Source organism: Aliivibrio sifiae (assembly GCF_002954715.1).
Taxonomy (GTDB): domain Bacteria; phylum Pseudomonadota; class Gammaproteobacteria; order Enterobacterales; family Vibrionaceae; genus Aliivibrio; species Aliivibrio sifiae.
The window spans coordinates 1,331,330-1,344,317 of sequence record NZ_MSCP01000002.1 but is presented as its reverse complement, the minus strand read 5'-3'; the positions used below and the strand labels follow the sequence as shown (position 1 = coordinate 1,344,317).

The window sequence follows — 12,988 nt, the reverse complement described above, 5'->3', positions numbered from 1 at the left end:
AAAATACTATATACTGTGCCTGATTTTCACTACCGATATTGAACCATGAAATTAAGTTCTCGTTTAGATACTATTAAAAATAAAGTTACCAAGCACTATGATCATATTTGGGATTGCTGCTGTGATCATGGTCAGTTAGGCACTGCCTTATTGGCTTCACAACCAAAAAGTGTGATCCACTTTGTTGACGTCGTGGATGGATTGATGATTGAACTCGAGTCTCAGTTGCAAAAACATGCCTCAAATGTCAGTTCTCAATGGCAAGTGCACTGCATGGATGTGGCAAATTTGCCTATTGTCTCAGATAAAAAAAATCTGATTATTATCGCCGGAGTCGGGGGGGATTTATTAATTGAATTAGTTCGATCCATTCAATTATGTAATCAAGATTCCGAGTTAGAGTTTATCTTGTGCCCTGTATTGCATCATTACAAAGTGAGAACTGAGTTAATTGATATGGGTTTTGGTTTAGTCTCAGAAACGTTAATTAAAGAAAATAAACGCTTTTATGAAATTATTCATGTCAGTAATCAAGCGGCTATCCCTCTGACTAATATCGGTTCTGAAATGTGGGATTTGTCAGATGTAAATCATCAAGAGTATTTGCAAAAAGCGATTTCTCATTATCAAAGAATAGAAGAGAACTCTAAAGGAATGAATGGAGTTAGTGACTTGTATTTAAGATTAAGGAATTCTATGTTGCTATTTTAGCACATTGAATTTATTAACCTTTTAATATGCTATTGGAATGCTTCGTTAAAGCTATAGACTTGTGCCATTCATTTTTAGGATATGTCCTACATAAATTGTATTTATTACTTTTTATACTTAGCACACATTCTAGCGGTTAAATGAGCATGTTAATGTTCGGAGTTCAGTATGCAAAGTGAAAGTTTGAGAAAGCAAGTGTTGCTCAAGACGATAAAAAAAGATGTAGAAGTCGCATTAACGTTAAAAGAAATAAGTAAGTCAGATCTTGTTAAAATGATCCGTTATTTTGCGATGAAAGCAGAGGCATTGAATGAATAATTAGCTAACGACGATTGCCGTTAGCTAGATAAAATTATGAATTTTTATTAAGGCGATGAACTTCAATACCAAAGCCTAGTGCGCTATAAGCGAGCAGAGAATAACCTAGTAGTTCAGTTCCTTCTTCTGCTAGTTTTTTTATTGTACGAATGTAGTGATCATCAAGTAACGTTTGCCACAGATAACCCATGCCAGCTAATCTAGAAAACACCAGAACAATAACTAAGGCGCAACTTAACGTGTAGAAATAACGGCTATCGAAAAATCGAGCCGCGGTAGATAGAAGACCTTTCTTATCTTTTAATGCAAAGTAAATGCACGTAAAAGTAACGATTAGAGCCGGAACTAGCCAAAAACCATGATAAACCTCATCAAGAACACCATCACTCTCTCTTATGCACATACAACTAAAAAACCCAATGATAAGAATTGAAAAAGAGCGTGCTTCTTTATTGGTTATAGCGATGTAGCTAAAAGAAAAAGCAACAATAAGTAATAAGATCTGTTGGTAATATTCAGTTAATGAATTTTCACTAAGCTCATTCTTTAAAACAATAATGTCAGTACGGATGACTAAGTAGGCAACAGCAACAACAAGACATTGAATAAAAAACTGTAATAGTCCTTTTTGGATTTTTTTTATGTCAGCGGATTTTGAATAAGAAAACATCATGGCTACCTCTAATACTTATTAACTAATTTATCATTATAGGGTAGTTCAGTAGCATAGTATGTACTCATTTATTAAAAATAGGATTCCATAAACGCGAGTTGCCATTCTGTAAGTTTCTATTGAATATAGTTCATGATATAAAGCAAAGAGGTTGTAGAGATAACAACCCAAAGAAGTACACCGAAGATCAACGGTTTAGCTCCTGCTGATTTGATTTTATCAATGGAAATCCCACAACCAATAAAGAAGAGGCACAGTACTAATAGTTTTTTTGATATATCAAAAATACCGTTATAAACCATTTGGAATTGTGGCAGGTTATCGTTGATTAGAATTGCTAAACAGTAAAAGAGGATGAAGTAAGGGATCGTGATTTTTTTACTGTTGCTACGAAAAAGTAGAGCACTAATAAAGGCAACAGGAACAATCCATAATGCACGTGCTAATTTAAGCGTTGTTGCGGTTTTTAACGCTTCTTCGCCGTATGCTGAGGCGGCACCAACCACGGATGAAGTATCGTGAATCGCAATAGCTGCCCAAGTACCAAAGGCGTGTTGGCTTAGCTCTAATGCATGTCCAATGACAGGGAAAATAAAGAGTGCAATTGAGTTCAATACAAATACAGTAGCCAGAGCAAGGCCTGTAGATTCTTCATCGGCATTAATCGCAGGGGCAACTGCAGCAATAGCGCTACCGCCACAAATCGCAGTACCAGATGCGATCAAATGCCCAGTCACTTTATCAAGTTTCATGAGTCGAGCGAGCAGCCAACCCAGAACTAATGTACCAACAATCGTTGATAAAATAATACCAATCCCATTTGAGGTTGCTTCTATTGCTTCATTCAGCTGAATGCCAAATCCTAAACCAATAATAGAGTAAGCTAACAGTTTTTTAGTGACTTTTCCCAATGCAAAGGTCGTGGGTACAAAACCAAAACTTGCCAGAGCAAAACCCATAACTAAAGCGGTAGGAGAACTAACCCAAGGGGTTAATGTTAGTAGGGCAGCAAGATAAAAAGGAAAGTAATGTTGTAAGTGTTGTTTATTATAAGTCATGTTTATTATTCTTAGGCACAGGAAAGTAAAAGATATCACTTTTCTTAGGTTTAGTAAGTTTAATAATTCCATATATAGAGTTAAAAAAACCTTAACCTTTTTAAGGGTTTTGTTCTAAGATTAAATTTCAGCGTAATACACTGGTTAAATTAAAAGTTTATTTTAATTTAAGGATCTTACACTCTTTATATTATATGAGTACTTCGGTATACTTTTTGAACCATTTTATTATATTATTTTGGTCATCTTTGTATTCTTTCTCACTGAAATTTTTTAATAGGAAATTGAGATTATCTAAAGTACCTTCGTTCATATCTGAATATGCCGCTAAACCTAAGATTAATTGCATTTGGTACATCTGTAGAAAACATAATTCCATTGTTATGCTGACAAGTTTTTTATTCATAAGTCTGCTAGAGCTCTAATTTCGTTCGGCTTATGTATATTCATTGTATCGATTGTATAATTAGCACAGTATAACTAGTCATAATTACATTCAACCATTCGTCTTTTCTCTGATCTCCCGTAATCCAATACTCTATGATGGTACGTGAAGTAAAGATGAACAAGTCTAGATACCGTCAAATTGATACGACAATTGTAGGTTTTGAATTGTGCTTTCGATGATTTCAACCTCCGAATTTTTTCTTGCAAACCTTGTTAGTACTAAAGATGGTTCTACTTTTGAAATACCGTAAAAATGGTTGATAAATTGGCTCTATATCAAGAGTATCATAGAAAAAAGCCTCTGCATGACTATAGTAATAATTTATGTTTCATCCTCAGTTCGAAATATGTACTCCGGTTTTTATGCGCCATTAAATCCTGCTTTCAAACTGTTCATTAAGTCCTACAGCTTAATAAAAAACATGACCATAATATAAATAGAATCTTACTGAACACCTTTAGATGATATTTATGCTTATTGGTTATGCAAGAGTTAGCTCAAGCGACCAATTTCTCGATTTGCAGGTTGAACAACTTGAACGATTAGGCTGTGAAAAAATCTTCCAAGAAAATGCCAGTGGCAAAGATTCAGAGCGCGCCAATTAAATGCGATGATCGATTTCTCTCGTGAAGGGGATATTATTCATGTCATGAAAGTGGAGTGCTTGGCTCGTAATACCATTAATGCTCTTCAAATTGCCGATACCTTATCAGCGAAAGGTGTTGGTTTGATATTTCACGATCTCGGTAATGTCGATATTAATTCTGATGTAGGCGAGTGATTTATACCACTATTCCAGCTTTCGCAGAAATGGAAAGAAAACGCGTCTTACAGCGCTGTAATGAGGGCTGAGAACACGTTAAAGCAGAAGGTATAATAAGCGCTTCATAATCGCATTAAAGAGCTTGCGAGTGAGGGGATGAATAAGAACGCGATCAGTAAAGAGTTGAGTTGTAGTCGAACGACTGTTTATAGTGTTTTGAAAGTTGAAAGTTGAAAGTTGAAAGTTGATATAATAATTAATTGTAGTTAGAGCTAATATATATAATTTATAAATTGTCATTATGTATGTCAATTGTCTTTCATCAAGTCAAAGATGGGGAGTTTCGTCGGTTAGCTGAAGCCAAAACCATGACGAAAATTCTTGCTCAAGAATCCACTGAATTTCCAAATAAATTCCATCTGATTGGTATCGTTCAAGTCAATGGCATTGGTTATGCTGTGCGTCATGGTCGGGTTGCAGATCTTAGAATATGGCGATTGGATAATCTAGTCAATCAAGCCAGGGAGATGTGCTTTCAAAAAATTGATGTGCAGTTGCGGTGATGTTGTATCAGAAAAAAGGTCACCAATTTAAGCGACCTTTGTTTTCTAGTTGTTAGTACAGATAACGAAGATTATGCTATTTGCTATTTGCTATTTGCTATTTGCTATTTGCTATTTGCTATTTGCTATTTGCTATTTTTTATTGATTCAGCCATAACTCTAGCCGCAATCTCTTGTCCTGCTTTATCGAAGTGACAGCCATCGAACCTCATATCAGGAGGTATCAACTTATCGGTATTAACCCCTAGGTAAATATTATTTTTTTTCGCCAGATTTTCTTGAGCCATAGTTACTTTATTTGGATAAGAGAAGCTCGAACCACAAACGCTAGCAATAGATATAAAGATAGGAGCATTAACTCCAGCCTCTGTGATAGTTTCCTTCATACTCAAGAACATATTTTCGTATGCTTCAGTAGGTGTATACTTTTTATCTGTTTCGCCTTGATGCCAAATCATATCTGTAACTACATATTTTTCTGATATTTTTTGCAGTTCATTTAAAAACATTTGATTCAAGTCATTATCTCTGGCCCAACGAATAATCGGAGTACCTCCTATACCACTAGACATCACAACAACCTTATCGTATACGTCATTATCAATAAGATTCTTGGCTGTTTTTGATATCCACTCACCTCTTAAACCTGTAGCTCCCAATAAAGGGGATTTCGCTTGATAACACCTACCATTATAAAAATTAACTACCCCCTCTAGTTCTTGGCTCGTATATTTGTACTCAGCCTGATTGGCAGAGTTACTTTGACCAAAGGCAACAATTACACCTAATTTTTCATTCTGTGTAGGACACTCAACCTGAACGCTGTCAGGCATAGATATCACTCTGCCAAAGCTACCAATCTCAGGCTGAGGAGCTAATACACCTTTAAAGAACGATGTCATCGCCTTTATTTCACTGTAAGGAAATGGTTTATCTTGGCCAACATGTACGCCATAAAAGAAAAAGACCATAGAAGATAAAATAATTTTTTTCATGTATAACTCTCAATATTTTAATTTGAGTATTATAAAGGAAAGGCAAGAAATTATCATCACCTGTCACTATACTGGTATTCATTATTTCCACTATGTTAAGTCTGTAAGTTAGCCTATAAACCCCATTCTTTCGTAGCCAAAAAAGCTTATAGAACCGCTTTTTAGATGTAAATCAAAAAAATATATCCCTAAATGTGGTTGAAAGTTTATAACGATTTCAGTTCGATTTACATAAAATGAAATTTCGATTCATTTCGGGTGAAAGTCATTCTGTAATGACCTAAATTGATAATTAACTAAACAAGATAGTCTAATCAATAAGTATTGAGTGTCTTTTCTTAAGCGCTCTAACTCACTTCGTTCTGAAAGGTTTAATGTAACTGATTTAACAGCATCTTGTTTATACTCAAGGGTAAACGTTCTGCGTATATTTTTCTTATCCATATTCACCTCTAGTGACATAATAACTAAAACTTATAGAGTTGTCCGGAACTATTAGACTACTACATTATACTAAGTGGGCGGAAAGGGAGATACCAGGTAAAGCAGATTAGGTGGATTTATTGTACTGATAAATACGTAATTACCGCACTATGATCTGAACCTGAAAACTGAGGTAACACTTCTCGTTTACAGATCGATAATGAGGGGGATTCCGCATTTTTTATCCATAGATGATCAATAGCGATACGAGTAAATGAAGGGATGGAAATGCCTTTAAGTTCTCTTGGCCAGCTTTGTATTGGGGCTGTGTGGTAGTCATTATAAATAGTATTAAAACGTTTAGTGTTGGCTGATAAATTGAAATCACCAATTATCAAGGTATCAGCATAGGGGGAGTAATCAGCTAAGCGCTCTAAACTACCAATTAATGCGTTTCTTTCGTGCCATAGTTGTTTAGTTCTAGGTGAGGGAGGATGCGCTGTATATAAACTAACTGGTCGTTCTTCGCTGCTTTGCCATATTCCACTAATCATATAATGACCTGCGGGTGTGTTTTGAGCGCGCAAATTTAACGGTTGTTTACTAATGATCATTTGCCCACTTGGATAACCTAATGTTGGAGCTCCGCCAAATTGATAAGGGTAATTATTAATCAATGCCATGAATCGTTCACCATGCCAAGGGGACGTTTCCTGAAGTACAACGAGGTCTATGTCCGTTTTGGTTAAATAATTTAAAAAAGGCGTGAGGTCAGGATTAGTGTAATAAAGGTTATATTGCAGCACTTTTAAAGGATCAACGCAGGATGACGTAATGTAGTGTTGTGATGGGGTTTGATATAACCACAAGGTGGCGAGCAATAAACAGAAGAAAGAATAAAGATAATAACGGCAAAGTAATAGAAGGAGAAAAAATAAAAAATAAACTCCGACGATAATACTGGGAATACCCGTGATATTTTCAACCCACCAAGTATGCGTAAAATTCGATGCAGCACTCCATAATAAAGTTGGCAGTAGCAGTAGAAAGCAAATCAAAAGTTGTTTTTTTATCATTATTCAACACCCATTCATAAGCGAGGTCGCACTTATTAGTATGGGTGATAAATAAGTTAAGTGTTATTTTTTAATCAATTAGCGTGATGTTTTTAAAGTATATTTAAAACATAGGATAATGGATTGGAGAATATCCCTGTTTCATTGTATCAACCATTTTTAGCATCACGGGTAGTGCGTGCTTGAAAAATAGTTCATACCCTTCACATAATATATTATGATCTTCACCATTATTGGTTTTATCCACTCGGTTTTTTGGACAGCCACCATTACATAAAGGCTTAAAATCACAACGTTGACACTTTTGACTTAGCGAGTCGTGTTTATCTTGCCCGAATGTTATTTGTTCTTTTGAACTCACCATGTGTGCTAATGAGGGGTTATCCTGATGAATATCTCCAATTTGATAGTCATCATAGCCATAGTGATCGCAACTAAATACCTCACCATTAGACTCCATCATTAATTGTTGTCCGCAAGTATCGGCGTGGTGGCACATTTGGCTTTGGTGGCCCATAAGTATCATTAAGCAGTTTTCAAAAAATTGTACATAGGTTTTACCAATATCATTGGCGGCCCATTCATCAAAAATATCACACAAAAATTGTCCCCATTGCTTGCCTGATAATGTCCAATCGTAATCAAAACGACGATCCATTTCATGATCAATACAAGGCTGAAACTGTAGGTAATTGCTGCCATTGTCTTTTAAAAAGTTATAAATTGTTTTTCCGTGCTTGTAACTTTTATTATTAATAACCGTTAGAGTATTAAACTCTACATGGTGATCTTTTAAGTGACGTATGCCACGCATGGTTCGTTCAAAAGATGAGTTTCCTGATTTATCAATACGAGCAATGTCATTGATTAGTTGTGGGCCATCAATACTGATCCCAATCATAAATTTATTTTGAGCAAAAAACGAAGCCCAACGGTCATTAATTAAAGTGCCATTGGTTTGAATGGTATTTTGTATTGGAATGTTTGAGTTTTGTTGTTGCTGTAGTTGAATGGCCAATTGATAAAACTCAAGACCACGCATCATTGGCTCTCCTCCATGCCAAATAAAATCAACCACGGGGGTTTTGCTTGGTTGAGAGTGCATGTGATTGATGATCATTTTTTCTAATGTCTCATTATCTATGCCGGGCTTTTTTTTGTCTTCATTTTTGAGGTAATAACAATAATGACAATCTAGATTACATTTTGCGCTTTCAGATTTAATAAATAGGCTATAAGGCATTGTAGTTGTGGTAGGGGATACAGACATTATTTGATTACCTTGTTGATGACTTATAATTCATGTCTATTAATTTAATTAATTATATAGATATAGTCGAATTGCATTTTTTAATAAAGGATATTCATTCTTTCAATTGTTCTTCTTTATTAAGAGTCGCTAATCTGGAACGATATTTATAAATAGAGGTTCTACTATGAAAAAGGCACTCATAGCAACAGTAATTACGAGTAGTTTATTAAGCAGTACTGCAGTATTTGCGGCACAACTCACTCCAGTTAATCCCCAAGAAGAATTAGCCTATACCCTAGGATTACAGGCCTTTATTTATGGCGCTGGCCCACTAACGGTTGCACAAGTTAGAGCCGCTTCGACCAATGTAGATGCCCCAATGGATAATGGCGCGGCACCGTTAAATATGATGGGGAAAACCCTTAAGTTAGCGGGTCCTGAAGATAAAGTTGTCCCAACGGTGAATAACGATAGCCTGTATTCTCAATCTCATATTAATTTGAATGACACTGGACCATTAGTGATTGAAATTCCACCAACGGATAATCGCTATTTTATTGTACAACTGCTGGATGATTACTCAGAAGCGATAGGTAATTTAATTAAAGAAAATGTCGGTGAAAATGGGGGGAAATATCTTTTAGTCAATAAAGGATGGAAAGGCCTTGAGGACGGAATTCCTGATGGGATTGATGGGATCATAGAATCAAGAACACCGCTAGTTTGGTATATTCAACGCACCAGTGTCTTTGGTGATAAAGATCTGCCTACTGCTTTAAAAGTTCATGATGGATTTATCAATTATCCATTATCAGAGTTAGGGCAAGCACATCAACCAGTTAAATTAACTCACGCTAAAACGGGTATTTCACGATTAGCGCCACCAAAAGGATTGGAATGGTTTAAATTGATTGATAGCGAACTGCGTGCAAACCCGATAGCAGGCGATGCGGCAATAGTTGATCAATTTAAGTACATTGGCATTGGTGGTGATAAGCCATTTAATGCTGACGATTTAACGGCAGATCAGAAAAAAGGTTTACTGCGTGCATTAAATGTGGCACCACAAATTATTCAATACGCAAGTCGTGATTTAGGCGTTAAAAATAACGGTTGGGCGATGATGTACGAAGGCGGGCGCTATGGTAACGATTACCTGAGCCGTGCCAGTATTAACTTCCGTGCTGCGGGTTTGAATACTAAAGAGCGTGCGCTGTATCCAAATCGCTATACGGATTCTAACGATCAGCAATTGTCAGGAAAAAACAAGTACCGCATGACCATGCCTGCTGACGCACCTGCGAAAGAGTTTTGGTCATTAACTATGTATGATGCGAAGCACTTATTTATGGTGCCAAACAGCATTGATCGTTACTCAGTATCGACGAATAGAAAAGATGAACTTACCTACAACAAAGATGGATCATTAACCGTATGTATCCAAAACCGTAAACCTACGGATGCAAGTTGTAATTGGTTACCAGCACCAAAAGATGATTTCTATTTGCACTTACGTTTGTATGAGCCAACTCAAGCTGTATTAGATAATACCTACGCACTCCCTCAAGTCGTTAAACAATAAATTTTCATTTTCAATAAAGAGTACATTGATTGTGTTTAATGTGCTCTTTTTTACTTTGTTAGTTAGAGAATTAATAATGAAAAAAAACTATTCATTAATACTACTAAGTTCTACTTTAGTGTTGACCTTTCAAGCCAATGCTGCCGGAACCTTAGTACAAGAAATGAGTAAAATGACAGTCAGTACAGCAGGGGCAGGCAGTGCAGCATTAGCTGAAAATGCTTCCGTGGCTTATTCGAACCCCGCAGGCATGAGTTATATTGAGGGGGATGCATTAAGCGTTAATGCCGCAGTGATGGATTTGGGTATTTATTATCATGACGATACAGACTCAAGTCTAGACAGTGATAATGCAGGTGGTATTCAACCTTACGGGTCGATCTATTACGTCCACCAGTTGAATGATGATGTCCATTTAGGAATGAGTGTATCAGCTCAAGGAGGAAGTGCGCTTAACTATGGAACTGATTATGCGGGGGCATTAACCTTAAATGATTTGAAATTGTCGGTAATTCAATTTAACCCAAGTGTGTCTTATCAAGTAAATAATAAGCTATCTATTGGTGGTGGATTACAAATTGATTACGCTAGTTTTGAAGAGAGCTTGTTATACGGACAAGGTAATATTGAGACTGACAGTTGGACTCTGGGCTATAACTTGGGTCTGATGTATCAGATTGATGAGAATAACCGTTTAGGTATCGCCTATCGTTCACGTATGAATCATGATCTTACAGGATTATTTAGTAGTAATACGATGACGGTTTCCGTTCCTATTCCTGGGCCAATCCCGGGAACAATAGATAAAGATATATCAGCTAAGTCGGGAGATACAGGCTTAAACGTTCTCAATCCTCGTCAAGTTGAAGTTTCAGGTTTACATCAACTTACTAATCCATTGAGCTTAGTGTGGAGTGTAGGCTTCGAGCAATGGAGTGATAATGATTCCACGACTATCTCAATTAATGATGGTAATCGTATATCACAAATAGAGAGAAACTTTGAAGATGTATGGACAGCAGCCATTGGTGCTCGTTATCAACTAACATCAAGGTTACGTTTAGAATCAGGGATTGGATACGCAAGTTCACCACTTGATGAACCTGAATCTCAAGGGCTAGATCTCCCTGTGGATACACAGCATAGATACAGTGTAGGAGCTACCTATCAATGGAAAAAGGATATTTCTTTTAACACCTATTATAGCTACGTAGATTATGGTGATCCAGAGATCAACAATAATGGAGTTATTGGCCAATTTGATAATTCGAATCAGTTTATTGGCATAACTCTAAATATGTCGTTTAAATAACCAAATTTCGCATTAATCATTCAGTGAAGTAATGAAGTGCAGTAAATCATAAGTTTATCTTCAGTGAATCTTAAGTTTGATATGTGACACTTATTTCATTCTTAAAGATCCTGAAGGTATCCTTGTGTTGTTGAATTTGTTGTCAAAAATTAAAAATCAAAAAATAACCCTGAACATGGTGACGTTGATAACGGTTGTTTCGCTTTATTTTTCTGTGGTTTTTAACTACCCAATTAATGAAAAAATTTATGAGCTATCCCAAGGTCAAAGCATCTTTTTGTTTATGACTCCTGCGCTTCTTACTTGTGTTTTTATTATCATTTTCTCGCTTATTGCTTTTCCTTACCTATTTAAAAGTATTGTTGTTATTTTAACCATAACATCAGCGATGGCGTTTTATGCAGCTTTGCAATACAACACCATGTTTGATTACGCAATGATAGAAAACGTGTTCGAAAGTAATGTAGACGAAGCTTCATCTTATTTAAGTAGTGCGTCTATTTTTTATTTGATTGCCTTCGGTATTGTTCCCGTTTTATTACTACTTAAAGTGAAAATAGTACGTAATGTCTCTTGGTCAAAAGAGATTTTTCATCGTGCGGCATTAATTAGTGTTGCTATTGTCGGTATGTTGCTTATCTCCGTCTTTTACTTTAAAGATTACGCGTCAATTGGCCGAAATAACTCATACCTTAATAAAATGATTAATCCTGCGGATGCGTTTAATACAGTTAAATACATCAATAATACGTACCTGACCGAGCCGTTAGAATATATAACGATCGGCGAAGATGCGCAAATTATCCCAGCGAAGAATGGTAAACCAACCCTAATGGTTGTGTTAGTTGGAGAAACGGCTCGCGCTCAAAACAGTGCTTATAATGGATACTCAAGAGAAACAAATCCATACACCAAAGATCTAGGTTTGATTGCGTTTCAAAATGTCAGTTCTTGTGGTACCGCAACGGCTCATTCTTTACCTTGCATGTTCTCGAATATGCCGCGCACCAATTACAATAAAGAACGTGCTAACAATCAAGATGACGTATTAGATGTACTGACTCATGCTGGGGTGAAATCCGTATGGGTTGATAATGATGGTGGTGATAAAGCCGTTGCTAAGAACATTGAAAAAGAGATGATTGCGGATAATGCAGACGCTAAATTATGTAATGGCTCAAGTTGTTATGATGAAATATTACTTAAAGGACTTGATCAGCGAATTCAAAATAGTAAAGGGGACCAACTGTATGCTCTGCATATGATTGGCAGCCATGGGCCAACGTATTGGAAACGCTATCCTGATAATATAGCGGTGTTTTCTCCTGCATGTAATCGCAGTGATATTGAAAATTGCAGTGATGAAGAGATCACCAATGTGTATGACAACACGCTTGTTTATACTGACTATGTGATCGCTCAAACTATCGAAAAACTAAAAACATATTCTGATAAATACAATGTTGTGATGCTGTATATATCAGACCACGGAGAATCACTGGGTGAGAATGGTTTATACCTTCATGGTGCACCTTATATGATTGCACCTAAAGAGCAAACCCATGTGCCTTGGTACATCTGGATGAGTGATGACTATGCAAACCAAAAAGGCATTGATAAAAAAAGTGTCATTGAGAAAGCTGCAACGGGTCAATACTCGCATGATAACTTGTTCCATACCATGCTTGGCTTGTATGGCGTGAAAACGGATGCGAAAGATAATGCGTTAGACATCATGGCAATTCAAAGCTAACAAAACGCAGCTATAATTAAAGTAGAAAGAAATAGGTTAACCATAACAATGGTTAGCCTAT

At 36.4% G+C, this 12,988-nt stretch carries 11 protein-coding genes and 1 pseudogene; 7 read left to right on the top strand and 5 right to left on the bottom strand.

Going from position 1 to position 12,988, the window contains the following annotated elements; genetic code table 11:
• The first annotated feature begins 45 nt into the window (after positions 1-45).
• Both BTO23_RS17160 and BTO23_RS21415 read left to right on the top strand, forming a co-directional pair.
• Positions 46-711, top strand: a complete 666-nt coding sequence (locus tag BTO23_RS17160) for a tRNA (adenine(22)-N(1))-methyltransferase (RefSeq protein ID WP_105064126.1) — start codon at positions 46-48, stop codon at positions 709-711.
• Between the two features lie 168 nt (positions 712-879).
• Complete coding sequence (locus tag BTO23_RS21415) at positions 880-1,029, top strand: hypothetical protein (RefSeq protein WP_155643429.1); 150 nt, start codon at positions 880-882, stop codon at positions 1,027-1,029.
• 34 nt (positions 1,030-1,063) lie between these two features.
• Here BTO23_RS21415 and BTO23_RS17155 read toward each other — a convergent pair whose 3' ends face one another.
• Positions 1,064-1,702 carry a hypothetical protein gene (locus BTO23_RS17155; protein ID WP_105064125.1) on the bottom strand — a complete coding sequence of 213 codons (639 nt, stop codon included), beginning with the start codon at positions 1,700-1,702 and terminating at the stop codon, positions 1,064-1,066.
• A 116-nt stretch (positions 1,703-1,818) separates the two neighbouring features.
• Positions 1,819-2,760 carry a YeiH family protein gene (locus tag BTO23_RS17150; RefSeq protein WP_170066764.1) on the bottom strand — a complete coding sequence of 314 codons (942 nt, stop codon included), beginning with the start codon at positions 2,758-2,760 and terminating at the stop codon, positions 1,819-1,821.
• Between the two features lie 918 nt (positions 2,761-3,678).
• Here BTO23_RS17150 and BTO23_RS17140 point away from each other — a divergent pair.
• Both BTO23_RS17140 and BTO23_RS17135 read left to right on the top strand, forming a co-directional pair.
• Positions 3,679-4,205 (top strand): annotated as a pseudogene (locus BTO23_RS17140) (recombinase family protein).
• Between the two features lie 71 nt (positions 4,206-4,276).
• Positions 4,277-4,534, top strand: a complete 258-nt coding sequence (locus tag BTO23_RS17135; protein ID WP_105064123.1) for a hypothetical protein — start codon at positions 4,277-4,279, stop codon at positions 4,532-4,534.
• A gap of 125 nt (positions 4,535-4,659) precedes the next feature.
• On the opposite strand, the gene BTO23_RS17130 is transcribed toward BTO23_RS17135, so the two are convergent.
• From BTO23_RS17130 to BTO23_RS17120, 3 genes are all read right to left on the bottom strand, one after another.
• On the bottom strand, positions 4,660-5,529 hold the full coding sequence (locus BTO23_RS17130) for a sialate O-acetylesterase (RefSeq protein WP_105064122.1): 870 nt from the start codon (positions 5,527-5,529) through the stop codon (positions 4,660-4,662).
• Positions 5,530-6,089: 560 nt separating this feature from the next.
• Positions 6,090-7,028, bottom strand: a complete 939-nt coding sequence (locus BTO23_RS17125) for an endonuclease/exonuclease/phosphatase family protein (RefSeq protein WP_061012541.1) — start codon at positions 7,026-7,028, stop codon at positions 6,090-6,092.
• 103 nt (positions 7,029-7,131) lie between these two features.
• Positions 7,132-8,298: an anaerobic sulfatase maturase gene (locus BTO23_RS17120; RefSeq protein WP_105064121.1), complete on the bottom strand. Its 1,167-nt coding sequence runs from the start codon at positions 8,296-8,298 to the stop codon at positions 7,132-7,134.
• Positions 8,299-8,464: 166 nt separating this feature from the next.
• On the opposite strand from BTO23_RS17120, the gene BTO23_RS17115 reads away from it, so the two are divergent.
• From BTO23_RS17115 to BTO23_RS17105, 3 genes are all read left to right on the top strand, one after another.
• Positions 8,465-9,862: a DUF1254 domain-containing protein gene (locus tag BTO23_RS17115; protein WP_105064120.1), complete on the top strand. Its 1,398-nt coding sequence runs from the start codon at positions 8,465-8,467 to the stop codon at positions 9,860-9,862.
• A 76-nt stretch (positions 9,863-9,938) separates the two neighbouring features.
• Positions 9,939-11,174 (top strand): OmpP1/FadL family transporter, encoded by a 1,236-nt coding sequence (locus BTO23_RS17110; protein ID WP_105064119.1) that lies wholly within the window; start codon positions 9,939-9,941, stop codon positions 11,172-11,174.
• A 175-nt stretch (positions 11,175-11,349) separates the two neighbouring features.
• Positions 11,350-12,927, top strand: coding sequence for a phosphoethanolamine transferase (locus BTO23_RS17105; protein ID WP_425427822.1), 1,578 nt, complete (start codon positions 11,350-11,352; stop codon positions 12,925-12,927).
• The last annotated feature ends 61 nt before the right edge of the window (positions 12,928-12,988 follow it).